Raw genomic sequence first — 25,016 nt, 5'->3', positions numbered from 1 at the left:
CTACCTGATGTTCACGGCCGACCTGTCGGGATCGATTGCGAGGGTTGGCGCCCGAACAGCCGCACAGTTGCCACAGCACCCGCGTTGCCTTCGGACACGGCCAGCTGCCACCCGCCGGAGTACGCCGCTCTCGCCGCCGCCTTCCGGGTCCAGCAGGTCGCCGTTGTAGATCTTCGTCGGGTGTACGAGGTGGTGCGCGGCCAAGAGCTCGACCGTGGAATTCCCATCGCGAGGTCATCGGCGTCGAGGACTTCCTGGCACCGACCGGCAAACGGAGGGCACGTCACGGCGAACGCCCGGCCGCGCTCCACCACCGATGGCCAGCTCTCGCACCGCGCCGGGTGATGCCTCGATCTCAACATCCGGAGGAAACCACCCGAACCTCCTGACCACGGCGTCGCGGATGATCTCCCGGTGGTCGAACGCCACCTCCAAACCGGCAGCGAACATGTCACCCACCGGCACCCACCAGGCCGCCCGCGCGTCGCTACCTCCGAGTGGCGGCGGCGCCCCTGTCACATAGCCGTGGAATGCGACGCTGACCACGCGTCCTCTGGGATCACGCCCTGGCCGCCCGTAGCAACCCAACCGGCTCAACCGTCGTCGGTCGACCACCACTCCGGTCTCCTCGGCAAGTTCCCGTGCCGCCGCTTCGCACGTGCGCTCCCCTTCTTCCACAAAACCCCCAGGTAAGGCCAAAGCCGCCAAGTAGGGCTCCTTCGCCCGCTCCACCACGAGCACTGACAGCACGCTGTCGTGCCTGGTGAACAGCACTACGTCCGCCGTGAACCCACTGCTCGCAGAACGCTCGCAACTGCCTTGAGTCATGCCGACAGGCTAGGTTATTGTCTCGTTGACATCAAGGGGTTGATGTCATGGAGTCGCTGCTACTAAGCCAATTGTCAGTCCGACAAGATCGGCCGGGGACTGCCATGCAGATTCACTGCTCGCCTAGGGTCGCCAAGCACGTGATCGTTCTCGCGCCGGTGGCCGGAGCCGTGCTGGAACGCTCCTCTCAGCACCGAGGACGCAGACGGACGCAACCACCCGATATCGACCGCCACATCGGCACTGGCTGCGGCGCACCGGAACGTCCGGCACCACAGACTTCGCCACGGCAGAAGATCGCACTCACGCCGCTCACCCGCGGGCAGGTTTCCGCTTCGCACCAGTCGTGCTTGCTGCCGTCCGGTGCGGGTGAACAACACTCAGCAGAAGCTGGCGGACAGTGTCGGACGCTCCTACGACGGACCGACCGTCCGACGCGGTTTGGTGTTGTGGCGCAAGGGGAAAACTCTGGTATGAGCTTAGGCGACGAGGGGCTTTCCGTGGTGTTGGCCGGGGAGTCCGGGCGGTTGTTGGAGGAGTTGCGGCGCGGGGCGTTGAGCGGTGCGGAGCTGGGGCGGGCGGGAGACCTGTTGTCGCACCGGTTCCTGGTGCGGGCGTTGGCCGACGCGCGGCCCGAGGACGCCGTGTTGTCGGAGGAGAGCGCCGATGATCCGCGGCGGTTGGACGAGGACCGGGTGTGGATCGTCGATCCCCTGGACGGCTCGCACGAGTACGGGATGCCCGGTCGCACCGACTGGGCCGTGCACGTGGCGTTGTGGGAGCGGGGGCGGGGGATCACGGCTGCCGCCGTGGCCCAGCCCGCGCTGAACCTGGTGTGCGCCAACGGGGACGTGGTCGCGTCACGGCGTGCGGGTGAGCGGTTGCGGATCCTGGTGAGCGGGAGCAGGCCGCCCGTGTTCGCCGACGCCGTCGCCTCCTCGCTCGGCGCGGAGATCGTGCCGATGGGGTCCGCGGGTGCGAAGACGGTGGCCGTCGTGCGTGGTGAGGCCGACGCGTACCTGCACGGCGGTGGCCAGTGGGAGTGGGACTCGGCCGCGCCCGCGGGCGTGGCCCTCGCGGCCGGGCTGCACGCCTCGCGGGTCGACGGGACGCCGCTGGAGTACAACCAGGCCCACCCCTACCTGCCCGATCTGCTGATCTGCGCGCCCGAGCACAGCGAGCCGATCCTCGCCGCCGTGCGGGAGGCGGGCGCGTGAGCGCCTGACAGCCGGGTCAGCGGCGGCGCACCACGAAACCGATCGTGGCGGCCGCCGCGACCATGAAGGAGATCAGGCTGAGCGCCAGCGGCAGGCCGACCTCGTTCGCCAGCAAGCCGATGGTCGGCGGTGCCAGCAGGATGCCGCCGTAGCCCAGGGTCGACGCCACCGCGACGCCGTTCGGACCGCCCAGCGCACCCGCCCGCGCGATGGCGACCGGGAAGATGTTGGCCAGGCCGATGCCGGTGGCGGCCAGGCCCGCGAACACCAGCGGCAGGTGCGGCGCCAGTGCCGCGACGAGCGTGCCCGCGCAGGCGAGCGCCCCGCCGAAGACGACGACCCTGGTCTGTCCCAGGCGTTCCAGCAACCGCACGCCGAACACCCTGCCGACGGTCATCGTGCCCTGCACGACCGCGTAGCCCGCCGCGGCGACGCCCTGGCTGCCGCCCAGGTCCTCGCTGATGTGCAGCGGCACCCAGCTGTCCAGCGCGCCCTGGCTGTAGGCGGCGCACAGGCCGATCAGGCCGAACAGCAGCACGCCCACGCTGAACCGGGGCAGCAACCGCCGCACCGGGGAGTCGTCGTCAGTCCCGTGCGATCCGGGCAACGGGTGCGCGAGCAGCATCCGGCCCGCGACCACCGTGACCACCAGCCCGATCGGGGCGAGCAGCAGCATGTGCGCCGTGGGCGACAGGAAGGACGCCAGCAGGCCGCCGAGGCCCGCTCCGGCGAGGCTGCCGAGGCTGTTCGCCGCGTGCAGGCTCGGCATGACCGGGCGGTTCATCGCGGCGACCAGGTCGACGGCCACGCTGTTGACCGCCACGTCGATGCCGCCGTACGCGACGCCGAACAGCAGCAGCGACAGGCCTAGCGTGGGCGCCGAGTGGGTGAACGTCGGCAGCACGACGCTGACCGAGAGCAGCGCGGCGGTCGCGATGGTGACCTGCTTGCTGCCGAAGCGTCTGCACAGGCCGCCCGCGAAGCTCATCGTGGCGACCGCGGACCCCGTCATCGCGAACAGCGCGAGGCCGAGCGCGCCCGGCGAGGCGTCGGTCTGCTCCTTGATCGCGGGGATGCGCACCGCCCAGCCCGCGAACAGGAACCCGCCGAGCGCGAAGAACAGCGTGATCGCGATCCGCAGCCGGACCAGCACCGCCGGTGCGGTCGGATTCTCCGTGGTGGATAATTTGTTCATCGGAGGCACAAACTCAGTGTAGGGGTGCGGTGGAGAGTCGGCAGAAGTTGACGCGTGGGCACGCCGTCCTCGGGCGGGCGTTGACCGCGGTGCACCTCGGTCAGGCGCGCACGCGATCCCGCCTGACCGCGGAACTCGGCGTCACCCGCGGCACGACGGGCGCGGTCACGGCCGAGCTGGCCGCGCTCGGGCTGATCAGCGTCGACACCCGATCGGGTGGTCCCGCCGCGAGCCAGGGCAGGCCGTCGCACCGGCTGGCGATCGACCCGGACGGACCGGTGGTCCTCGCCGCGCAGGTGCACGTCGACGGGTTCCGGGCGGCGATCGTGGGCCTCGGCGGGGAGGTCGTCGCGACGACGGCGGGTCGCCGGGACGTGCCCGCGGACCCGGCGGACGTGCTCGGGGCGGCCGTCGACGCCGGGAACGCCCTGCTGCGGGCGAGCGGCCGCCACTGCGTCGGCGCGGGGCTCGCGGTGCCGTCGGCCGTCGCGGAACCGGACGGCACGGCGCTCAACCCGCTGCACGTCGCGTGGCCGGTGGGCGCGCCGGTCCGGGCCGCCTTCGCCGAGCAGGTCGCGCGCGCCGGGATCGACGCGCCCTGCTTCGTCGGCAACGACGTCAACCTCGGCGCGCTCGCCGAGCACCGGCACGGCGCCGGTCGAGGCGCGACCCACCTGCTGGTCATCGCCACCGGGCACCGCGGCGTCGGCGGCGCGTTCGTGGTCGGCGGCAGGCTGTACACCGGGAGTTCGGGCCTGTCGATGGAGGTCGGCCACCTGACCGTCAACCCGGAGGGCAGGCCGTGCCACTGCGGCAACCGGGGCTGCCTCGACGTCGAGGCCGACCCGCCCGCGCTCCTGGAGGCGGCCGGACGCGTGCCGGTCCCGGACGTCCCGCTGCTGCGCCAGGCGATCGACCTGCTGCGCGCCGAGCACGCGACGGACCCGCTGGTGCGCGCCGCGGCGGACACCGTCGTCGAGCGACTGGCCACGGGGATCGGGGGGTTGGTGAACGTGCTCAACCCCGACCGCGTCGTGCTCGGCGGCCTGCACCGCCACCTGCTCGACCTCGACCCGGACCGGGTGGCCGCGCTCGTCGCCGACCGGAGCCTGTGGGGGCGCGGCCGCGGCGTGCCGCTGGTGGGGTCGACCCTGGCGCACGGCAGTCTCGTCGGCGCGGCGGAACTCGCCTGGCAGCCGGTGCTCGACGATCCCCTTGGCGTGCTCGGCTAGCGCTGGCACGTGAGCTCCTCCAGTGAGGTGAGAACGGACTTCGCCACGGTGCTCGCCTGGCCGCGGATCTCCGGGAAGGCCGTCGTCTCCCAGAGGTTCCCCCGCCGCAGCGCGCCGAGCGTCCACAGTGGACTTCCGCCGCGCAGCCTGCCGTCGGGGCCCGTGTCGAACCCGAGGCCGAGCGGACCGGGCGTGGCGGCCCCGCTCGCGAGCAGGTCGGTGATCAGCGGATCGGTGCTGCGCCGCACGTCGTCCCGCGCGCCCGAGCAGTTGACCACGGCTCCCGCGGTCAGCACGTCGCCGTCGCCGAGCCGCAGCACGACCCGGTCGCCCGACAGCCGCACGTCGGTGATCCCCGCGCCGTGGCATCGCAGCGTGCCCTCCCGGCGCATCCGCACGAGCGCGCCGGCGGTGACGCCGGGCATCCGGTGCCGGTGCACCTCCCACGACCGCAGGTCCTCGGCGAGGAACCGCGACCGGTCCGGCAACGGCAACCCGGCCCACAGCTGCGCGGTGACCGGGCGGAGGCTGTCCAGCGCGGGGCGCCAGTCGCCGTGCAGCCGCACCGACTCGCGCACGTGCCCGGACACCACGCGCCGAACGTCGTCCAGCCCGGCGCACCCGGTCACCTCCGGTGGCGGCATCGGCCGCGCCTGCCGTGCGGCGTGCCTGCGCGGCAGCAGACCGGTGCGCGACACCGCGTGCACCACGCGACCGGGGCGGTTCAGGCTGAGCGCGAGGTCGGCGGCCGTCAGCCCGGTGCCGACCAGCACGACGTCGGCGTCGTCGTCGATTCCGGCCAGCGCGCCCTCGGCCCACGGGTCCGGCACGAACGCGGGGGCGGCCGGCACGTCCTCGGGCAGCCACCCGGAGCACGTCCGGTCGACCGGTCCGAGCGCGAGCACCGCGGCGTCCGCGGCCAGCACCTCGCCGGACGCCGTCGCGGTCCGCACACCGCCGTCGACGGCCAGCCCCACGGCCCGGTCGCGCACGACCCGCAGACCGGGGTGGCGACTCGCCGCGCGGTCGAGGTGGTCGGCGAGGTACGCGCCGAAGACGTGGCGTGGCACGAAGTCCGTGCGTCCGACGCCCGCCCAGCGCGCGAAATCCTCTGGGTCGTCGTCCAGCGCGCTCATCTTGCCCGCGACGACGTTGAGCAGGTGTCGGGGGTCGTCCGTGCGGTAGGCCACTCCCCTGCCCGGCCGCTCGGCGGGGTCGACCAGGTCGACCCGCGCGCCGAGGTCCAGCAGGCGCGCCGCGGTGGTCGTGCCCGCCGCGCCCGCACCGATCACCGTGACGCGTGGTGTCATCGACCGCTCCTGTTCGTCACGCCGCGCCCACGCCGACCGGACGGCCGGACCGCAGGCAGCGGACGAGGTTGAGCACGCGGAACCGGGACCGGTCCGCGCTGCCCGCCGGGCGGACCACGCCCTGCGCCAGCAGCTTCCGCACCGAGCGCGCGCACGCCGTGGAAGGCAGTCCCGACGCGGCGGCGGCCTCGGCGACCGTCCAGGTGCGCTCCAGGTCGGAGAGCCTGCCGAGCAGGAACCGCTCACCGCCCGCGAGCGCGCCGAGCCGTTCGTCGAGCCGTTCGCGCAGGCCCTCGATGAAGGCGAACGGGTCGGCGTCGACCTGCTCGCACAGCGCCGCGGGCTCGTAGACGGTGAACCAGGACGCCACCGCTTCCAGTGCCGCCGGGATGCCGTCGGCCCACCGGGCCAGCTCGACCACCGCGTGCGCGTTCTCGTCGGTCAGCCGGAACCCCGGCCGCACCTGGCGGACGTAGCGGGTGAGCAGTTCGACGGACGGCACGCGCACGAGACCGGCCAGGTCCGCCGCCCTCGCGTGCTCGGGAACGGCCAGCGGGGCGAGCGGGAACACGCGTTCGCCGTGCAGGTCGAGCGGGCCGGAGGAGGTGATGACCACCCGCATGCCCGCGCAGTCGCGCAGCAGCGTCATGATCCGGTCCACGCGCAGCCGGTTCGCCCGCTGGCCGTCGAGCACGAGCAGCGTGGGGTGGCCGACGATCACGCCGTCCAGCTCGGCGCCCCCGCCCTCGGTCGAGCCGAGCAGGCCGTCGATCCCAGACCTGAGCACGGTCGACAGCTGTTCGGACGCCCGCGGCTCCGTCGGGTAGAGCGAGTCCGACGACGCCCACAGGACCGCGACGCCGTCCGCCTCGTGCAGCCTGCCCGCCACTTCCAGCACGAGCCGGGTCTTGCCGACGCCGCCGATCCCGGTGATCGTCACGAGGCGCTGGCTGCCCATCCGCAGCGAGGCGGTCAGCGCGGCGACCTCGGCGTGCCTGCCGATGAGCGCGTCGATGGGCGACGGAGGCGCGAGCGGAGCGGACTCGAACGCGAGCTTGAGGTCGTCCCTGGTGGCGCTGCGACCCGAGGCGGCCTCCAGTTCGGTGAGTTCCCCGCTGCTCAACGCGAGCGCGGTCGCCATCAGCCGGACGGTTTCCCGGCGCGGCTGTTGCGAGTCCCCCCGTTCGATATCGCGAATGGTGCGAATGCTCACGCCCGATTCTTTCGCCAATTGCCGCTGCGTGAGACGGCGGTCGACCCGGAAGTCCCTGAGCAATCGGCCGAGATGCCGATTCGCGTGTGCGGCCATGCCAACTCCACCCCAGTAGACGGTCACGTCTAGGTGCAACCCGTCACGTCAGCGTGCGGCGCCCGTGTACCGCATCGATTCCGTTTCGACTCCGGTCACCTTCCGCAACCACCCGCTGCTCAATACGGGTGATCCGGGCGGTGAAACGTTTTGCCGCGGTTCGGCGTGGTGAAGTCAAGCATTGGCGGCAATGGGGACGCCATTCCCGACGCTGTGGAATTCCGGCGGTCGAAGCCATAGGGGGAACATGGTGGAAGTTCGCTTGCTCGGCGCGTTAGAGGTGTGGTCGGGGTCCACGAGGATTCCGGTGGGGGGCGCGCGGGCCGAATGCGTGTTGGCCGTGCTGCTGCTGGAGAACAACCACGCCGTGATGGTGGACCGGCTCGTCGAGGCCGCCTGGGGCGAGCGGCCGCCGATGACCGCGACCACGCAGGTGCGCAAGATCGTCGCCGAGCTGCGGCGCAGACTCCCCGGCGGGGCTGGCCTGATCGTCACCGACGGCGCCGGGTACCGGGCCGTCGTCGCGGAGGGCGACACCGATCTCGGCGTGTTCGACGCCCACGTGCGGCGGGCGCGGGAGGCCGCGGCGGCGGGTGAGCCCGAGAGCGTGATCGAGCACCTCCAGGCCGCGCTGGCGCTGTGGCGCGGGCCGGTGCTGGCGGGCATCGACAGCCCCGTGGTCCGAGCGGCGGTGACCGTGCTGGCCGAACGGCGACTGGCCGCGGCCGAGCAGCTGATGGAGGCGCGGCTGAACACCGGGGGTTCGCGGGAGCTGATCCCCGACCTGCACGCGCTGCTCGCCGAGCACCCGATGCGCGAGACGCCCCGCGGCCAGCTGATGCTGGCGCTCTACCGGTCCGGCAGGCAGGCCGAGGCGTTGCAGGTGTACGAGGACGGCCGCAGACTGCTCGGGGAGGAGCTGGGCCTGGACCCCGGCCCGGAGCTGGCGCGGCTGCACGAGCGCATCCTGCGCAACCAACCCGAACTCGACGGCCCCTCACCGGCGGTGGTGGCGGCTCCCCCGGTCGCGCGCCCGCCGCGGGCGCTGCCGTACGACATGGCGGACTTCGTCGGCCGTGTGGACGAGCAGAACCGGATCCGGGCGTGCGTCGAGGTGTGCGTCGGACTGGCCATCGTGGCGCTGGACGGCATGGCGGGCGTCGGCAAGACCTCGCTCGTGGTGCACGTCGCGCACCAGGTGGCCGACCGGTTCCCCGACGGGCAGTTCTACGTCGACCTCCAGGGGTACGCCGTCGACCGGAAGCCGATGCACCCCGTGGAGGCGCTCGGCGTGCTGCTGCGCGAGGCGGGCGTGCCGGAGGACGAGCTGCCGGAGGGGCTCGCGGCGCGGGCGGAGCTGTGGCGGATGCGCACCGCGGGCAGCCGGATCCTCGTGCTGCTGGACAACGTCGCGGACACCGCGCAGGTGCTGGCGCTGTTACCCGGCACGCCGGACGGCCTCGTGATGATCACCAGCAGGTCGAGGCTGACCGGCGTCGACGGCGCGTTGTCGGTGTCGCTCGAACCGCCGCCCGTGGAGGACGGACTGCGGCTGCTCGTCGGCATCCTCGGCACCGACCGCGTCGAACGGGAACCGGAGGCCGCGCGGGACCTGGTCGAGGTGTGCGACCGGCTGCCGCTCGCGATCCGCATCGCCTCGACCCGCCTGCACAACAGGGAGAAGTGGTCGATCGGCTACCTGGTGGACCGGTTGCGGGTCCAGGAGCGCAAGCTCGGCGAGCTGTCCGTCGGCGACCGCAGCGTCGCGGCGGCCATCGGGCTCTCCTACGACGCGCTGGAGCCGGACCACCAGCGGGTGTTCCGGCTGCTCGGCCTGCTGCCGGAACCGGAGTTCGACGTGCGGGCGGCCGCGGCGCTGGCCGCGTTGCCCCTCGGCGAGACGGAACCGGTGCTGGAGGAACTGCTCGACATGCGCCTGCTCGTGCAGCACGCGCCCGGCCGCTACGGCTTGCACGAACTCGTCTTCAGCTTCGCCCGGTCGCTGGTGGACCGCGTCGAGTCGCGGCGGCTGCGCACGACCGCCGTGCACCGGCTCCTCGACCACTACCTGGCCGCGGCCACCACCGCCGCGACCGTGCTGGTCCCCGGCCGGACGCGCACCCGGCCGCGGTACCGGTACCCGCCCGAACGCCTGCCCGAGCTGCGGAAGCGGGCCGCCGCGGTCGGGTGGTTCGACGCGGAGTGCCGCGGCCTGCTCGCGGCGGTCCGCTCCGCGCGGGACCACGGCCTGCACGAGCACGCCTTCCACCTGTCCGACGCGCTGCGCCCGTACCTGCGGCTCCGCGGCCGGATGCGGGACGTGTTGGACGCGCAGGAGATCGCGGTGGACTCGGCGCGCACGCTGGGCGACCGGACGTTGGAGGGGTGGGCGCTGCTCCGGCTCGCGGCGCCGCACTGGCACTTCGGCAGGCTGCGGGAGGCGCTCGAGTGCGTCGAGACCGCGTTGGCCGTCGCCGACGAGACCGGGGACGCGACGCTGCTCCGCACGTGCCGCGGCGGGATCGGCAGGCTGCTCAACGAGTTCGGCAGGTACGAGGAGGCGTTGCCGCACCACCGGCTCGCGGTCGAGGAGGGCGCGGCGCGCCAACGCCCGCGCGAGGTCGCCGTGCTGGTGAACATGGCGACCGCGCAGGCCGCCATGAGCGACTTCACCACCGCCCGGCGCACCCTCGACGAGGCGCTGCGCCTCGCCCGCCGCCCGAACGAGGAGGCGCTGGCACTCGCCCGCTACGCCGACGTGTGCCGCCGGACCGGCAGGCTGGACGAGGCGAGGGACCTCGGCCTCCGCGCGTCCTCGCTGCTGCGCCACTTCGACAACCAGGCGACCGCCGCGTCGGTCATCAACGTCCTCGGCCACGTGCACCTCGCGCGGGGCGAGCTGGACGTGGCGCTGGAGCGGCACGTCCGCGCCCGCGAGATCGCCGAGGACGTCGACTTCCGGTTGGAGATCGCCCACTCCCTCGACGGCGCGGCCCGCGTGCTGGTCGAGTTGTCCGACACCTGCGCCGCCGCCGAGCACTGGCGGCTCGCGCTCACCCACTACGAGGAGATGGGCACGCCCGAGGCGGGCGCGGTCCGCGGCAGGCTCGCCTCGCTGCCGCTGTGCGTCAGGTGATGGCGTCGATCATGCCGACGCCGACGGTGGCGCCGCTGGTCTCGTCGACCAGCAGGAAGCCGCCGGTGGCCCGGCTGTCGCGGTAGCGGTCGACCACGAGCGGGTCGGCGAAGCGGAGCCGGACGGCGCCGATGTCGTTGAGCCCCAACGCCTCCGCGGGATCGGTGCGGAACGTGGACACGTCCAGCCTGCTGCGCACCGCGCTCACCACGGCCCGCGACTCGCTGGTCGTGTGCCGCACCGCGTACCGGGCTCCGGGACGGAGCGGGGCCTCTGCCAGCCAGCACGTGGTGGCCTCGACCTCGGTGGTCGCGGTCCCCGGCACGCCGGTGCTGAGCATCGCCCCGCGGCCGGCGTCGACGTCGTCGGCGATGCGGACGACGACCGACCGCCCCGCCGACGCCGACCGCAGCGGACCGTCGAAGGTCTCGATGTCCGTCACCGACGTCGTCCACCCACCCGGCTGCACGGTGACCGCGTCGCCGACCCGCAGGGTGCCCGCCGCGACCCGGCCCGCGTAGCCGCGGAAGTCCGGGTGCGGGTCGGTGCGCGGGCGGATCACCAGCTGCACCGCGAACCGGCCGCCCACCGCGGGAGCCGGGGGCAGTTCCAGCTCCTCCAGGTGTGCGAGCAGCGGCGGCCCGGCGTACCAGGGAGTGCTGTCCGACGACGTGACGACGTTGTCGCCGCGCAGCGCGGAGATCGGCACCGCGCACCACGACCGGACGTCGCGCTTGCTCGCCACCTCGGCGAAGTCCGCCACGACGTCGTCGAAGACGTCCTCGCGGAAGTCCACCAGGTCCATCTTGTTCACCGCCAGCACGACGTGCCGCACGCCGAGCAGCCCGGCGATCGTCGTGTGCCGCCGCGACTGGTCGAGCATCCCCGCGCGGGCGTCCACCAGCACCACGGCGACGTCCGCGGTGGACGCGCCGGTGACCATGTTGCGCGTGTACTGGACGTGCCCCGGCGTGTCCGCCAGCACGAACGTGCGGCGCGGCGTGGCGAAGTACCGGTACGCCACGTCGATGGTGATGCCCTGCTCGCGCTCGGCGCGCAGGCCGTCCACCAGCAGCGCGAGGTCGGTCTCCCGGTAGCCGCGGCGCCTGCTGGCGTCGGTGACGGCCTGGAGCTGGTCGGCCAGCACCGCCTTGGAGTCGTGCAGCAGCCTGCCGATGAGCGTGCTCTTGCCGTCGTCGACGCTCCCCGCGGTCGCGACCCTCAGCAATCCCGGCATCAGAAGTACCCCTCCCGCTTGCGGTCCTCCATGGCGGCCTCGCTCGTGCGGTCGTCCGCGCGGGTGGCGCCGCGTTCGGTCAGCGTGCTGGCCGCCACCTCGTCGACGACCTCGTCGACGGTCGCGGCCGTGGACGCGACGGCGCCGGTGCACGTGGTGTCGCCGACCGTGCGGTAGCGCACCGTCTCGACCCGCGCCCGCTCGCCGTCGCGCACCGGCGTGAACGGCGTGACCGCCACGAGCATCCCGTCGCGCGCCACCACCTCCCTGCGGTGCGCGAAGTAGATGTCCGGCACGGCGATCGCCTCGCGCCGGATGTAGCCCCACACGTCCAGCTCGGTCCAGTTCGACAGCGGGAACACCCGCACGTGCTCGCCGGGGCGGTGCCTGCCGTTGTAGAGGTCCCACAGCTCCGGCCGCTGGTTCCGCGGGTCCCACCGGCCGAACTCGTCGCGCACCGAGAAGATCCGCTCCTTCGCCCGCGCCTTCTCCTCGTCGCGCCGCGCCCCGCCGAGCACGGCGGTGAACCGGTGCTCGGCGATCGCGTCCAGCAGCGTCACGGTCTGCAACGGGTTGCGCGCCTTGCCGGGGGTCTCGACGACCCGGCCGGTGTCGATGGACTCCTGCACGGACGCGACGACCAGCGGCACGTCCAGCTCCGCGACCCGGCGGTCGCGGAACTCGATCACCTCGGGGAAGTTGTGGCCGGTGTCGACGTGCATGACGGGGAACGGGATCCGGCCCGGCCAGAACGCCTTCTCCGCCAGGCGCAGCATGACGATCGAGTCCTTGCCGCCGCTGAACAGCAGCACCGGGCGGTCGAACGTCGCCACCACCTCGCGCAGGACGTGGATCGACTCGTCCTCCAGGTCGGCGAGCGCCGCCTCGCGGTCGCTTCGTCGGGTGTCCTCGATGGACAGCGTCATCGCAGCATCCCCCTCTCCCACAGCAGCGCCACGACGGCGTCGGCGCTGTCGTCGACCGTGTTGCCGCTGGTGTCCAGCCGCAGATCGGGCTCGGGTGGGGCCTCGTACACGTCGTCCACGCCGGTGAGGCCCGTCAGCTCACCGCTGCGCTGCTTGGCGTACAGGCCCTTCACGTCCCGCGAGGCGCACTCCTCGACCGACGTGGCGACGTGCACCTCGATGAACGGGGTGTCGCTGCGCTCGTGCCTCTCCCGCACCCTGGCGCGGGCGTCGAGGTACGGCGAGATCACCGCCGCGAACACCAGCACCCCGTTGCGGGCCAGCAGGTCGGCGACGAAGCCGATCCGCTCGATGTTGGCCTCGCGGTCCGCGCGGGAGAACCCGAGACCGGCGGACAGGTTCTGCCGCACCTCGTCCCCGTCCAGCAGTTCGACCCTGCCGGTCGACAACCGGTCGGCCACGGCCCGGCTGAGCGTGCTCTTCCCCGCGCTGGGCAGCCCGGTGAACCAGACGGTCCCGCCGCCCATGATCGTCAACGGTGTGGTCAGCGGTTCCTGATTGGCGACGTTGGTCATCGTTCCTCCCGGAGGTCGTCAGACGTGCGCGCCGAGGTGGCGGTCGGTGAAGGCGTTGCCGAACTTCCCCACCGGGTCGTACCGGCGCACGAGGTCGCAGAAGTCGGGCAGCCGGTCGTAGAGCGCCGCCACCGCGTCCGGCGTGGCGGTGAAGGTCTTGGCCCAGTGCGGCCTCGCCGCGAACGGCGCGAGCCGGTCCTCCACGAGCGCGACGACCGGCAGCACCGCCGCCAGGTCGGCCGTCCAGGTGAAGTGGATGCTCGCGGTGGCCCGCCCGCCGCACGGGCTGAGCCAGAACCCGTCGGCCGCGGCCGTGCGGACCTCGCAGACCTGGAGCACCGGCCTGATGAGGTCCCGGACGCCGTCCAGCGCGTGCAGCGCGGCGACCGCGTCCACGGCGGCGATCATGTACTCCGACTGGAGCTCGTCGCCCGAGCTGCTGGGCGGTTGGTCGGCCCGGAAGTGCGGCAGCCGCTCGAACCACCGGCCCGGCACACCGCCCTGCGTGGTGCAGCTGCCGGTGGGCATCCCGTCCACCGGGTGCCGGGGTCCGGACGCGGGGGCCGCGGTGAACCACGGCACGTCGAGCGCCGCGGGCTCGTCCACCCGCTCCTGCACCCACACCTGGGTCAGCAGCGGCGCGCGCCAGTCGGTGAACAGGCACACGCTGTACGCGCACGACATCAGCTCGGCGAAGTGGTCGTCCAGCACGTCGAGGGGCAGCACCTCGTGCACGCGCTGCCGGACGTCGAACGACGGCACCAGGTCCAGCACCACATGGGTCACGACGCCGAGCGCGCCCAGCCCGACGACAGCGCCCGCGAAGTCGTCGTCCCCCTTGCGGATCCGCACGAGGTCGCCGCCCGCCGTCACCAGCTCCAACTCGGCCACCGACGACGACAGGGCGCCGTTGCGCACGCCGGAGCCGTGGGACGCGGTCGCGACGGCGCCGCCGACGCTGATGTGCGGCAACGACGCCATCGCGGGCAGGGCGAACCCGTGCGCGTCCAGCACCGGCGCGACGTCGGCGTAGGTCAGGCCCGCGGCGACCCGCGCGGTCGCCGAGGCCGTGTCGACCTCGACGACCGGCGGCATTTCGGCCAGCGACACGAGCGTGCCGCCGGGCGAGTCCGCGAGGTCGTTGAACGAGTGCCTTGTGCCGAGCGCCCGCACGTGACGGCCGTACCCGACGAGTCCGCGCACTTCCTCCACAGTGGACGGTCGCGCGATCTCGGCGGCCGCGTAGGTGATGTTGCCCGCCCAGTTCCGGTTCACCGGACCGGTCCCAGCCTCAGCACCAGGCCCTCGTCCGGCTCCAGCCGCAGCGGGACGACACCGGTCCGGTCGGTCCGGGTGGACAGCTCGACCCGGCCCTCGGTGTGACCGGGCACGGTGAACGACGCGGGCCTGCCGGTGAAGTTCAACGCCACCAGCAGGTTCTCGCCGCGCAGGTAGGCGAACACGCCCGGCGGGGTGTCGAGCGAGCGGTACCCGCCGCGCCTCAGGTCCTCGCTGCCGCGCCGGTACGCGATCACCCGGCGGTAGAGCGACAGCAGCGAGTCGGGGTCGTCGAGCTGCCGCCCGACGTTCACCTCCCCGTGGCCGGGGGCCATCGGCAGCCAGGGCTCACCGGTGGTGAAGCCGCCGGTGTCGTCCCACTGCATCGGCGTGCGCTGCCCGTCCCTGCCGTCGACGTCGCGCGCCTCGTCCGGCGGGGCGTCGGACATGCCGATCTCCTCGCCGTAGTAGACGCAGGCGACACCGCGCAGGGTCAGCATCATCATCGCGGCGACCCCGGCCCGCGCGGCCCCGTACCTGCTGACCGTGCGCGAGATGTCGTGCGTGGCAAGGGCGTACGTCGGCAACGACCCCGGCCGCATCCGACCGGCCAGCCCGTCGACGCACGCGCGGAACGCCGACGCGTCCCACGGCTGCTCCCAGAACGCGATGTGGAACGCCGTCTGCATGCCGTCGCCGCCGAAGTACTCCGCCAGCCGGGCGTCGTCGCTGATCGGCACCTCGCCCAGCGCGAACCGGTCGCCGTAGCCGTCGAGCACCTCGCGCAGCTCGCGCAGCACGTCGTGCGTCTCGGGCAGGTCCAGGTTGCGCTGCCGCACCACCGGGTGCGAGAAGTGCCGCCGGGCGTGCGCGACCTCCGGCGGGTTGTCCCGCAGGTCCGGGTCCTTCATCAACCGGTGGGCGACGTCGATGCGGAACCCCGCGACGCCGCGGTCGAGCCAGAACCGCCACACCTTGCCCATCGCCGCCCGCACGTCCGGGTTGCGCCAGTTCAGGTCCGGCTGCCCGGCCGTGAAGCTGTGCAGGTAGTACTGGCCCGTCCGGTCGTCGAACGTCCACGCGGCCCCGCACTTCTCGAACGAGCTGAGCCAGTTGTTCGGCGGACCGCCGCCCGGACGCGGGTCGGCCCAGATGTACCAGTCCCGCTTGGGGTTCGACCGGTCCGACCGCGACTCCACGAACCACGCGTGCTCGTCGGAGGTGTGGTTCATCACCAGGTCGACGACGATCCGCAGGCCGCGTCGCCCCGCCTCGGCGACCAGGTCGTCGAAGTCGTCGAGCGTCCCGTACTCCGGGTCGACCGACTCGTAGTCGCTGATGTCGTAGCCGAAGTCGACCTGGGGCGACGGGTAGAAGGGGGACAGCCAGATCGCGTCGGCGCCCAGGCGCTCCACGTGGTCCAGCCGGTCGACGACCCCTCGCAGGTCGCCGATCCCGTCGCCGTCGGAGTCGGCGAAGCTGCGCGGGTAGACCTGGTAGACGACGGCGTCGCGCCACCACTCGTCGGCGGCCATCTAGACGTTCACCTTCGCCATGTTGGGGTACCGGTCGCCGACCACGCTGCCGGGCGGCGCCGCCGCGTCGAGCAGCTCCAGCTCCTCGGCCGTCAGCACGATGTCCAGCGCGGCGACGTTCTCCTTCAGCCGCACGGAGTTCTTCGTGCCGGGGATGGGCACGACGTCGTCGCCCCGCGACAGCACCCACGCCAGCGCGAGTTGCGCGACCGTGACGCCGCGGGAGCGGGCGAGGTCGGCGACCCTCGTCACGACCTCGTTGTTGTGCGCCAGGTTCTCCGGCTGGAAGCGGGGCAGCGTGCGGCGGAAGTCGTCGGCGCGCAGGTCGTCGACGGCCGTGAACCGCCCGGTGAGCATGCCCCGGCCCAGCGGCGCGTAGGCGACGAACCCGATGCCCAGCGAGCGCAGCACGTCCAGCAGCCCGGACTCGGGGTCCCGGCTCACCATCGAGTACTCGGTCTGCACCGCCGCGACGGGGTGCACGGCGTGCGCGCGCCGGACCGTGTCGGCGGACGCCTCGGAGATGGCGAGGTGGCGGACCTTGCCCTCCCGCACGAGTTCCGAGAGCGCGCCCCAGGTCTCCTCGATCGGCGTCGCCTTGTCCACCCGGTGCTGGCAGTAGAGGTCGATGGTGTCGACCCCGAGCCTGCGCAACGACCCCTCGCACGAGGTCCGGATGTACTCGGGGTTGCCGTTGACGCCGACGACGTCGCCCTCGCCGTTCTTGACGTTCCCGAACTTCGAGGCGATGACCACCTCGTCCCTGCGGTCCCGCACCGCGCGGCCGATCAGCTTCTCGTTGGTGTACGGGCCGTACATGTCGGCCGTGTCCAGCATCGTGATCCCGAGGTCGATCGCCTCGTGGATCGTGCGGATCGACTCGGCGTCGTCCCAGGTGTCGTAGAACTGCGACATCCCCATGCAGCCGAGACCGATGTCCGAGACGACCGGTCCGTTCCGTCCGAGCCTGCGCATCACACCACCTCCATCGCTACCGCGGATCCGATCAAGTTCGCCCAGTCGAGGAGGTGCCGGTCGGGCAGGTAGTGCTCGTCCACCCGCCGCCGCGCCCCCTCTCCCAGCCGTCGCGCGAGTTCCGGGTCGGTGAGCAGCCGCCTGATCAGCCCGGCGGCCGCGCCGAGGTCGTGCGGGTCGCCGAGCAGCAGCCCGGACTCCCCGTCGACGACCTGGTCGCGAAGCCCGCCGACCCCGCTGGCCACCAGCGGGCGGCCCTTCCACATCGCCTCGGTGGCGGTGAGCCCGAACCCCTCCGCGAGGCTCTTCTGCACCACCACGGTCGCGTGCCGCTGCACCGCGTTGACGACGACCGCGTTCTCCCGCAGGTCCTCCATCGGCAGGCAGAGCAGCTGCACCCGCCTCCGGTCCTCCTCGGGCAGCGCCGCCCACCGGCGACAGCAGTCGTCGAAGAACCGCGCGGCGTCCGGGTCGTCGGCGACGCCCTCGACGTCGGCCCCCGCCAGCGTGAGGTAGGAGCCGGGCACGTCGGCGGCCAGGAACGCGTGCAGCACGCCCTCCATGTCCTTCAGCTCGTCCCACCGGGACACCTGGACCACCATCGGCACGGTCGCCGGGGGCGGCGGTCCTTCGCGGACCGCCGTCACCTGGCGCCGCACCTCGATCCGCTCCCCCACCGGCGGGCGCACGGTGACGGGCTCCCCGTCACCGCCGCCCAGCACGCCGGTGCACCGCAGGACGTCGAGGACCTCCCGCTCGGTCAGCTCCATGTTCTTCGGCGCGCACGGGTCGATCGACGGCGGGATGATGTGCGGCCGGGGAGCCCAGTCCGGGCGGTGCTGCTCGGTGAGGAACACCGTGGCGTCGGCGTGCTCGACGAACCGGCGCAGGAACGCCCACCCGTCGCGGGTGTGCTCGTTGGGCACGTCGCGGCCGATGTGCCTGCGCCAGACGGCCGTGGCGCCGAGCCTGCGGGCGACGTCGACCAGTCCCGCGGGCTGGGCCTCGTGCACGACCACCACGTCACCGGGTCGCACCCACTCGGCGAGCGCCGTGCCGTTCAGCTCGGTGACCTTCCGGTAGTGCCGCAGCTGCTCGGACCCGAGCGGCTCCGGGTCGCCCGGCGCGCCGTACAGCCTGGTGCACAGGCGTTTGGCGATGGCGAAGAACTCCGGGTCGCCGTCGATCACCAGCCAGCGGGCGTCGATGCCGACGGCGCGGGCGAGCGGCAGCAGCGCGTGCAGCAGTTCGGCGACGCCACCACCGGCCGACGTGGAGTTGACGTTCCAGACCCGACGGCCGTGCAGTGCGACGGCGACGTGCTCGGCGGCCTCCCGCAGCCGGTCCAGCCGTTCCGCGCCCAGCACGTCGCGGTAGGGCGTCAGCGGCGCGGTGCCGAAGTCGACCTCACGCATGGGCGGCCTCGGCCTTCTTGGTGGCCTCGAACCCCTCGGTGATCCAGACACCGGTCCAGAACTCGGGGTCCGACGGCAGCACGAGCTCGATCAGCGTCGGGCCGGAGTCGTCGGTGGCCACCTGGAGCGCCTCCGCGAACGTCTCCAGCCGCGTGGCGCTGCGGTCGCGGTCCAGCCAGCCGCTCAGGTCGACCCGCCAGCTCCGCACGCCCCACGCCTCGGCGATGTCCACGTACCGCATGCCCGCGGCGTTGTCGAGGTACTGGCCGTGGCCGCCGTCGAGCCACCCCGTCGGCCGCGACTGCTTGCGCAGCGACACCGCGCCGCCGTTGTTGCACACGATGAACGTGACGGGCGCGTTCTCCTGCACCGCCGCCGCGAGGCCCTGCACCGAGTTGGTGAAGCCCTGGTCTCCCAGGCAGCAGAACACCTTCGCCGACGGCTCGCCCAGCGCGAGCCCCGTCGCCACGGTGATGCCGCAGCCGACGAACCCGCCGTGCCCGCCGAACACCCGAAGCCCAGGCGGGAACTGGTCGTACTCCTCGGCGAGCAGGCCGCCGAACATCTGGCTGTCGTCCACCAGCACCGCGCGCCGCGCGGAACGGGCGGCCACGTCGCCGATCGCCCGAGCGACACCGCGGCGGATCACCGAGGCCTCGGCCGGGACCTCCAGCGCCGCGAGCGGACGTTCCGCCGCCAGCACGTCGGTGTACCAGCGGCCACCCGCGTCCGGGGCCTCGTCGGTCAACTCCCGCAACGACGTCACCACGTCACCGGCGACGAGCACGTCACCCGCGCCGAGGTAGCCGTTCTTCTCCGCCGCGGCGGGCTTGGACGTCACCGCGATCTTGCGGCACGAACCGGGCAGCTCGCCGATGACCCTCGGGTACATGTTGCGGTCCTCGACGGTGATCAGCACGTCGGCGGCCTCCAGCACCGCGCGGTGCTGGTCCGACTTCGGCTCGTACCAGCCGATGAACTCCGGCACGTCGGTCGTGCCGAGGCGTTCGAACAGCATCGGGCCGCGCCGGTACTTGACCTGGAGGACCGGAGCACCGGTCCGGGCGCAGAACGCCGCGAGCGCGGCCGTCGCGCCGGGGTGGACGAGCGCGTAGTCGTCGACCAGCACGACGGGCCTGCGGGCGGTCGCGAGGACCTCGGCGGCGTCGCGCAGCGCGGCGGCGTCACAGCCCAGCGGCTCGACGGGCGGGAACGCGGGCAGCGCCGTGAGCGGCATCCACTCCGCTTCGGCGACGTCCTGCGGCACGGCGAGCAGGACCGGGCCGTACGGCGCCCGCCGGACGTCCTCGACGGCCTGGAGCAGCGACGTGGCGAAGCGCTCGACGGTCTCCTGACGGCCGTCGTGGTCCTTCGGCACGGCGCCGAGCTCGAACCACGACTTGGCGAAGGAGCCGGAGGTCGCGATGAGGTCCGTCTCGCCGTGCGGCGGCAGGAACGGCTGCGAGCCGGTGGACGGCATGCCGACCACCGCGAGCACGCCCATCTCGTTGCGCCGCACGTCGGCCAGCGCGCCGAGCGCGTTGGTGAGGCCACGCGCGCCGTGCAGGATCGCGGCGCCCGTGCCGGGGCGCAGCCTGCTCGCGCCACCCGCCTCGAACAGCGACTCGCGGTCGCCGCGGCCGTTGACCAGCAGGTCGAGCCGGGCGAGGGCGTCGCACAGCGCCAGCTCGGACGTCCCGGCGTAGGCGAAGGCGACCCGCGTGCCGCAGCGGTGCAGCGCGAGCGCCACGGCCTCGGCGCCGGTGAGCAGCACGTCGTCGAACTCCGGGATGGCGTCGAGCACGAGGTGCTCGATCGCCGACGCCGACCCGCGCAGCACCGCGGCGACCGCGTCGACGAACGCGGCGGTCCCGTTCTCCTCGATCAGACCGATGGTGAGGCCGTTCGGCGTGCCGGTCGGCCGCGTCAGCAAGGCCTTCACCACGTCGGAGACGGTGCCACCGGCCGCGCACGCGGCACGGACCTCGGAGGCGTACAGGCCGAACCCGCTCAACGCCTCGTGGTCGACGTGCCCGGCGACCGCGGTCAGCTCCAGGTCCAGCACGCAGGTCGGGTCGATCTCGTCGAACGGCGCGCCGCCGTCCTGCTCGAGCGTGACGCGCAGCCGGTACGCGCCGGGAGCGTCGGGAACGCGGGTCCGCACCGGGACGCGCGTCACGGCCTCCGGCGGCAACGACTGGGGCAGCGCCGAGCGGATCGCCTGGGTCGGCACCTCGACGCCGTCGACGTCGAGCCACCGGTGCACCACCCGGACCGGGAACGGCGGCGCTGGCGTCAACATGCCCGCGCCGGTGTTGCGCACCAGGCAGTCGAGCGTCAGCAGGCTGCCCGCCTCGACGTCGTCGACCACCGGACCGTCCAGCGTGATCGTCGCCTGGCACTCGTCGTCGGAGAGCGGGTCGCCGACGGCCCAGAGCCGCCGGGGCCGCACGCCGAGCCGGTCGAACATCTGGAGCTGGCCCTGCTCGTGCACCCGCGTCTGGTTGGCACCGAAGCCCTGCCGCGCGCCTTCCACGAGGGCGGCAGGCGCGAGGGCCAGCGCGTACACCTCGCGGGCGGGCAGGTTCACCAGTCCCAGCACGGACCAGTTCGCCCGGTCGACGACCGCGACCGCGGCGGTCTCCACGGAGGAGGCCGCGTGGCGGTGCGGGCTCAACCCGATGAACAGGTGCTCGTCGGTGGCGACGAGACCGCGCGGCCACCCGGGCAGCGTGAGCCGCCGCGTCTCCTCGCGGGTGGTGTCGTCGATCTCGACCAGCTCGCCCTCGGCCGAGTCGCAGACGAGCCACGTGCCGTCCTCGTACCAGGGGTTGTGCGGCGCCTTCAGCCCTTCGAGGATCGGCTCGCCGGTCTCCAGGTCGACGACCCGGCCGCTCGCGGGCTTGCCGTTCTCGTCCCAGCCGCGGCGGCGCAGGAACTCGCCGAACCCGCACACGACCGTGCGGTCGCCGTAGCGGGCGAGGCTGTTGAGGTGCCAGCTGTCGGCCTCGCCGGGAGCCTGCCAGCGCCAGGCGACCTCGCCGTCGGGGCTGACGCACTGCACCTCGTTCTGCATGGTGGCGGCGACCAGCACGTTGCCGTCGACGACCAGGATGTCGTGCGGCGTCGAGACGTTGTCGAGCCGGTGGTAGCGCCGGACCCCCGTCTCGTCGTAGACGACCAGCTCGGCCGGACTGCCGTCCGCGCTCCACAGGCAGCGGAACAGCAGCCCGTCGGTGGTGTGCAGGCCGGAGCTGGAGATCCGGTCGATCTCCTCGACCGTGTCGCCGATCGCGAAGAGGCCCCCGCCGATCGTGTGGTGGGCGTCGAAGCAGGACGCCAGCAGCCGGAAGCCGTTGGGCACCAACCCGTCGAGCCCGATCAGCTCGGCGGTGGCCTTCTTGTCCGTGGTGAGGCTCATCGGGTCTCCTGCCTGTCGCGGCGGGGGCGCGGCTGGAGCACCGCGCCCTGCCAGATGTCCGTGGTGGTGAAGAACAGGGCGGCCTCGGCGACGGACTCCGGGTCGCCCGACGCGACGGCGTTGACCGTCACGGCGGCGCCGTCCCACGCGGTCACGTCCGGCGTCCGCCCGCCGGGCGGCGCCAGCAGCACCGACCCGCCGAGGGCCTGCGCGGCGAACACGGGCAGAGCCGCCCGTGCGACTGCCCCATCGGGCGTCAGGTCGACGACGAGGTCGAACCCGCCGAGTTCGAGCACGGCCGCTCGCACCACCTCGTCGGGCCGGTCGGGCCCGCACGGCAGCGCGACCGCGCGCCGTTCGCCTTGCCGCCGCTGGATGTCCGCCGCCGCGGCGGCGATGCGGCCGGGGTCGTCGCCCGCCAGCGCGACGTGCGCGGCGGACTCCGTGAGCCGTGCCGCGACGAGCGCCGTGTCTTCGTCGTCGAAACCGGCGACGAGCACGACCTTGCCCGCGAGCCTGCCGTCCCTCGGCACGAGCTGCGGCTTGAGCCGGATCAACGGCCAGTACTCGTCGGAGACGCTCTGCGCCTCGGTGAGCGTCACGTACCCGCCCACGGCGTCGGCCGCCCGGATGACCGTCATCGTCTGGGCGAAGTGGTCCGCGCACAGCCGGGCCTTCGCCGCGTCCGCGCCGGAGGAGACGACCCCGACCCCCGGCAGCACGACCACGCGCGGCGCGTCACCGCGCTTGTCGGTCCCCGGAGTCACGTGACGCTCGAACGTCGCGTTGTACCACTCCCGGTGGCGGGCGACACCGTCCAGCACCGCCTCGCCGGGCGCGAGCACCAACGGCCGGTGCCCGGTCGTGACGACGTGATCCGGGCAGCCAGGCCCACGCTGGCTCAGTTCAGGCCCACGCACGGAGGACGCGAACGCGACCGCCTGTGGGCCGCGGTCCACGTGCAGCACGGGGTTGTCCATCGCACCACGCAGCACCGGCAACACCTCGGCGAGCACCTCGTCCGCCTCGGCTTCGTCCAACGGCTCGACCGCGCAACCGCCGAGGTCGGCGGACCGGGTGATCGCCCTGCCGAGCGCGGCGGTCGAGCGAGCGACCGCCTCCAACGAGTTGCGGTAGCACTGCTCACTGGTGTCGGCCCACGTGAACAGCCCGTGGTTGGCGAGCAGCACGAACCGGCAGCGCGGGTTCGCCCTGATCTTCGTGGCGAGTTCCCGCGCCACGTCCACGTCGAACTGCCGGTAGTCGAACCAGATCGCCTCGTCGCCGAACTCCTCCTCGGCGCACTCGCGACCGCCGGGGAACGACGTGAGCGCGATGACCGCGTCGGGGTGGCAGTGGTCGACGTGCGCGGCGGGGATGAACGCGTGCGTCAACGTCTCGATACCAGGCCGCCGCTGCTCACCAACGAGCCCACTGGCGACCAGGTGCTCGATCATCCGCCGCTCGTCAATCTGCCCCCCATCCAGCAGTGGCAGCAACTCATCCAGCCGCAGAACGGGGAAGTCCTCACCCGTAGTCGTAGCGCCGTCACACCCCCACGCGCTCATCCACAGCACACGCGTAGGCCTGCCGTGCTGATCGGGCGCAACCCCCTTGCAGGAGAAGTTGCCGCCCCCTTCCTTCGTCAACGCCTCATCCGCACCGACGAGGTGCGAGCGGTGAATCACCGCGTCCCGCCCCACCAACTCGTTGGCAGCCGCGTCCCACCGATCGACCGGCGCGACGAACAGATCGTCCGGGGCAAGGGGAAACTCCCTCTCCCCCACGCTCAACGTCCGCCCCCGCAACGCGGTCCCGGTGAAGTCGCGGATCACCGCGGCCGCACCAGCCGCACGCACATCGTCATCCCGCTGAGGCGCAGCAAGCGCGACACACGTGGCACCAGCACTCACAGCGGACGTGACACCACTCAACGCGTCCTCGAACACAACGCACCGCTCGATCGGCACACCAAGCCGTTCCGCTGCAAGCCGGTAGCACCGCGGATCGGGCTTACCGGCCTCGACGTCCTCCGCGGTGAGCACCACGTCGAACTCCGCGTCGAACTGCCCCAGCACCGCCGTCGCTTTGTGCGACTGCGCCCCGGTCACCAACGCCAACGGCACCCCAGCCGCACCCAACTCCCGCAGCAGCGACAGCACACCAGGAATCGCCTGGTAGCGCAGCGTTTCGTTGTTCACCCGCATCGCTTCGAAGACCTCGCCGTACCGCGGCGCGGGCAACTCCGGAAACACTTCGCGCAACGTGTGCAGTGCGGACCGCCCGTACACATGCCGGTCCAACTGCTCAGGACTGATCGTGAACCCGTTGTCCCGCGCCAATTCCTGCCAAAACTCGGCAACAGAGGCATCGGTGTCGACCACAACACCATCCATGTCGAAGAGCACGGCCTGGTACACGTCAGCCCCCGTACTCACCGGCAAAGGCCAACTCGGCCTCCAACCCGGCGGGATGGTTCAACACCTGCTCAAGCACGGCCAACGGCGCCGTAACGGAATCGGCCCCATCCACAAACGCCTGGGTAAGCTGCCCAACGTTCTTCATAGACGCAGCAACAACAAGCGTCGACCCACGCCGCATACCCACCAACGACCGCACCAGATCGTTGTCAATACGCGGATCCCGCCAAGCCCGATCCACGTAAGGGATCACACTCGCACACCCAACAGCCTCAGCCACGATCATCGCACTGGCAGCCTGCGCGGCGGTCAACGAAACCCTGACCCCCTTGGCGACAAGCCTAGAGGCCAACACAGCACCCCCAGGCGTAGCAGGCACCTTGACCACAATCCGCTCAGGATCAAGCGCCCAAACCTCAAGCGCCTCGTCAATCAACTCCCCACGAAACCCAGTCGGCTGGTAGTAGACATCGGGAAACTCACTGGCCCCCAACAACTCGGCAACATGCTTCACCGGCTCATCGGTAACCTGCCGCAACAAGGTCGGATTGGTAGTAACACCACCAACAAACCCCAACCCACCAGCAACGACCACATCATCCAACTCAGCAGAATCCAGTAACAAGCCCATAAACTCTCCAAGCCCCCTGCCATCTCAGGTGACTCAAACGCTACGAACCCACCCCCCTCACCCCCGCCCCACCACCCCGACCTGCCGCCCAACTGCCGCCCCCACTGCCTGTCCACCCCAGCAGCAGCACACCCAAGACGGACCTCACCAACGAGGTCAGCCCGGCCGGTACAGCGCATCAGCGCTCGCGCCGATCTCCTCCTGGTGGATCGGCGGCACATCTCGCTCAGATGGCCGCGGCAACGAGCGTGGGTGGAGATCAACGCGATCGCCTACCCGACTTGGTCGAGCAGCTTTCGTCGGCCAGCTTCAGAGCTCGCATAACCGCTGCCACGACGGAGTTCTGATGGGGTGCGGTTGCAACGAGTTAGGACAG

The 25,016-nt window shown here is 72.4% G+C and carries 17 protein-coding genes; 3 read left to right on the top strand and 14 right to left on the bottom strand.

What is annotated here, in order from left to right; translation table 11 throughout:
- Positions 1-234: 234 nt before the first annotated feature.
- Complete coding sequence (locus ACFWW9_RS17510) at positions 235-828, bottom strand: NUDIX domain-containing protein (RefSeq protein ID WP_390378170.1); 594 nt, start codon at positions 826-828, stop codon at positions 235-237.
- A gap of 473 nt (positions 829-1,301) precedes the next feature.
- Here ACFWW9_RS17510 and ACFWW9_RS17505 point away from each other — a divergent pair, with 473 nt between their 5' ends.
- Complete coding sequence (locus ACFWW9_RS17505; RefSeq protein ID WP_390378167.1) at positions 1,302-2,045, top strand: 3'(2'),5'-bisphosphate nucleotidase CysQ; 744 nt, start codon at positions 1,302-1,304, stop codon at positions 2,043-2,045.
- A gap of 16 nt (positions 2,046-2,061) precedes the next feature.
- Here ACFWW9_RS17505 and ACFWW9_RS17500 read toward each other — a convergent pair whose 3' ends face one another.
- Positions 2,062-3,240: an MFS transporter gene (locus ACFWW9_RS17500; RefSeq protein ID WP_390378164.1), complete on the bottom strand. Its 1,179-nt coding sequence runs from the start codon at positions 3,238-3,240 to the stop codon at positions 2,062-2,064.
- 29 nt (positions 3,241-3,269) lie between these two features.
- Between ACFWW9_RS17500 and ACFWW9_RS17495 the strand changes: the two genes are divergently transcribed.
- The gene (locus tag ACFWW9_RS17495; RefSeq protein ID WP_390378161.1) at positions 3,270-4,472 is read left to right on the top strand and encodes an ROK family protein; all 1,203 of its coding nucleotides are present in this window, start codon (positions 3,270-3,272) and stop codon (positions 4,470-4,472) included.
- On the opposite strand, the gene ACFWW9_RS17490 is transcribed toward ACFWW9_RS17495, so the two are convergent.
- Both ACFWW9_RS17490 and ACFWW9_RS17485 read right to left on the bottom strand, forming a co-directional pair.
- Complete coding sequence (locus ACFWW9_RS17490; protein WP_390378158.1) at positions 4,469-5,782, bottom strand: FAD/NAD(P)-binding protein; 1,314 nt, start codon at positions 5,780-5,782, stop codon at positions 4,469-4,471. The genes ACFWW9_RS17495 and ACFWW9_RS17490 overlap by 4 nt on opposite strands.
- A gap of 16 nt (positions 5,783-5,798) precedes the next feature.
- Positions 5,799-7,091, bottom strand: a complete 1,293-nt coding sequence (locus ACFWW9_RS17485) for a helix-turn-helix domain-containing protein (RefSeq protein ID WP_390378155.1) — start codon at positions 7,089-7,091, stop codon at positions 5,799-5,801.
- A gap of 307 nt (positions 7,092-7,398) precedes the next feature.
- Between ACFWW9_RS17485 and ACFWW9_RS17480 the strand changes: the two genes are divergently transcribed.
- Positions 7,399-10,227, top strand: coding sequence for a BTAD domain-containing putative transcriptional regulator (locus ACFWW9_RS17480; protein WP_390378152.1), 2,829 nt, complete (start codon positions 7,399-7,401; stop codon positions 10,225-10,227).
- On the opposite strand, the gene ACFWW9_RS17475 is transcribed toward ACFWW9_RS17480, so the two are convergent.
- Genes ACFWW9_RS17475 through ACFWW9_RS17430 form a run of 10 tightly spaced genes read right to left on the bottom strand, consistent with a single transcriptional unit; the run spans position 10,220 to position 24,640 of the window.
- Positions 10,220-11,464: a sulfate adenylyltransferase subunit 1 gene (locus ACFWW9_RS17475; protein ID WP_390378149.1), complete on the bottom strand. Its 1,245-nt coding sequence runs from the start codon at positions 11,462-11,464 to the stop codon at positions 10,220-10,222. The two genes, ACFWW9_RS17480 and ACFWW9_RS17475, sit on opposite strands and share 8 nt — an antisense overlap.
- The gene (gene cysD / locus ACFWW9_RS17470; RefSeq protein WP_390378145.1) at positions 11,464-12,390 is read right to left on the bottom strand and encodes a sulfate adenylyltransferase subunit CysD; all 927 of its coding nucleotides are present in this window, start codon (positions 12,388-12,390) and stop codon (positions 11,464-11,466) included. The genes ACFWW9_RS17475 and cysD overlap by 1 nt, the downstream gene beginning before the upstream one ends.
- Entirely contained in the window at positions 12,387-12,965 is a 579-nt protein-coding gene (gene cysC, locus ACFWW9_RS17465) for an adenylyl-sulfate kinase (RefSeq protein WP_390378142.1), read from the bottom strand. Before cysC ends, cysD begins: the two co-directional genes overlap by 4 nt.
- 18 nt (positions 12,966-12,983) lie before the next feature.
- Entirely contained in the window at positions 12,984-14,240 is a 1,257-nt protein-coding gene (locus tag ACFWW9_RS17460; protein ID WP_390378139.1) for an FAD-binding protein, read from the bottom strand.
- Entirely contained in the window at positions 14,237-15,778 is a 1,542-nt protein-coding gene (locus tag ACFWW9_RS17455) for an alpha-amylase family glycosyl hydrolase (RefSeq protein ID WP_390378136.1), read from the bottom strand. Before ACFWW9_RS17455 ends, ACFWW9_RS17460 begins: the two co-directional genes overlap by 4 nt.
- Positions 15,779-16,753, bottom strand: coding sequence for an aldo/keto reductase (locus tag ACFWW9_RS17450; protein WP_390378133.1), 975 nt, complete (start codon positions 16,751-16,753; stop codon positions 15,779-15,781).
- Entirely contained in the window at positions 16,753-18,168 is a 1,416-nt protein-coding gene (locus tag ACFWW9_RS17445) for a glycosyltransferase (protein WP_390378130.1), read from the bottom strand. The genes ACFWW9_RS17450 and ACFWW9_RS17445 overlap by 1 nt, the downstream gene beginning before the upstream one ends.
- Positions 18,161-21,589 (bottom strand): DUF4915 domain-containing protein, encoded by a 3,429-nt coding sequence (locus tag ACFWW9_RS17440; RefSeq protein ID WP_390378127.1) that lies wholly within the window; start codon positions 21,587-21,589, stop codon positions 18,161-18,163. The genes ACFWW9_RS17445 and ACFWW9_RS17440 overlap by 8 nt, the downstream gene beginning before the upstream one ends.
- Positions 21,586-24,027 carry an HAD-IA family hydrolase gene (locus ACFWW9_RS17435; RefSeq protein ID WP_390378124.1) on the bottom strand — a complete coding sequence of 814 codons (2,442 nt, stop codon included), beginning with the start codon at positions 24,025-24,027 and terminating at the stop codon, positions 21,586-21,588. Before ACFWW9_RS17435 ends, ACFWW9_RS17440 begins: the two co-directional genes overlap by 4 nt.
- On the bottom strand, positions 24,011-24,640 hold the full coding sequence (locus ACFWW9_RS17430) for a transaldolase family protein (protein WP_390378121.1): 630 nt from the start codon (positions 24,638-24,640) through the stop codon (positions 24,011-24,013). The genes ACFWW9_RS17435 and ACFWW9_RS17430 overlap by 17 nt, the downstream gene beginning before the upstream one ends.
- Positions 24,641-25,016 lie beyond the last annotated feature (376 nt).

It is taken from the genome of Umezawaea sp. NPDC059074, from assembly GCF_042738955.1.
Classification (GTDB): Bacteria; Actinomycetota; Actinomycetes; order Mycobacteriales; family Pseudonocardiaceae; genus Umezawaea.
This window is presented reverse-complemented; position numbering and strand designations above follow the sequence as displayed.

Excerpts from the sequence above, each read along its gene's own strand:
- ACFWW9_RS17510 (WP_390378170.1), bottom strand. The coding sequence starts at position 828 with ATGACTCAAGGCAGTTGCGAGCGTTCTGCGAGCAGTGGGTTCACGGCG.
- ACFWW9_RS17505 (WP_390378167.1), top strand. The coding sequence starts at position 1,302 with ATGAGCTTAGGCGACGAGGGGCTTTCCGTGGTGTTGGCCGGGGAGTCC.
- ACFWW9_RS17500 (WP_390378164.1), bottom strand. The coding sequence starts at position 3,240 with ATGAACAAATTATCCACCACGGAGAATCCGACCGCACCGGCGGTGCTG.
- ACFWW9_RS17490 (WP_390378158.1), bottom strand. The coding sequence starts at position 5,782 with ATGACACCACGCGTCACGGTGATCGGTGCGGGCGCGGCGGGCACGACC.
- ACFWW9_RS17485 (WP_390378155.1), bottom strand. The coding sequence starts at position 7,091 with ATGGCCGCACACGCGAATCGGCATCTCGGCCGATTGCTCAGGGACTTC.
- ACFWW9_RS17475 (WP_390378149.1), bottom strand. The coding sequence starts at position 11,464 with ATGCCGGGATTGCTGAGGGTCGCGACCGCGGGGAGCGTCGACGACGGC.
- cysD (WP_390378145.1), bottom strand. The coding sequence starts at position 12,390 with ATGACGCTGTCCATCGAGGACACCCGACGAAGCGACCGCGAGGCGGCG.
- cysC (WP_390378142.1), bottom strand. The coding sequence starts at position 12,965 with ATGACCAACGTCGCCAATCAGGAACCGCTGACCACACCGTTGACGATC.
- ACFWW9_RS17455 (WP_390378136.1), bottom strand. The coding sequence starts at position 15,778 with ATGGCCGCCGACGAGTGGTGGCGCGACGCCGTCGTCTACCAGGTCTAC.
- ACFWW9_RS17450 (WP_390378133.1), bottom strand. The coding sequence starts at position 16,753 with ATGCGCAGGCTCGGACGGAACGGACCGGTCGTCTCGGACATCGGTCTC.
- ACFWW9_RS17445 (WP_390378130.1), bottom strand. The coding sequence starts at position 18,168 with ATGCGTGAGGTCGACTTCGGCACCGCGCCGCTGACGCCCTACCGCGAC.
- ACFWW9_RS17440 (WP_390378127.1), bottom strand. The coding sequence starts at position 21,589 with ATGAGCCTCACCACGGACAAGAAGGCCACCGCCGAGCTGATCGGGCTC.
- ACFWW9_RS17430 (WP_390378121.1), bottom strand. The coding sequence starts at position 24,640 with ATGGGCTTGTTACTGGATTCTGCTGAGTTGGATGATGTGGTCGTTGCT.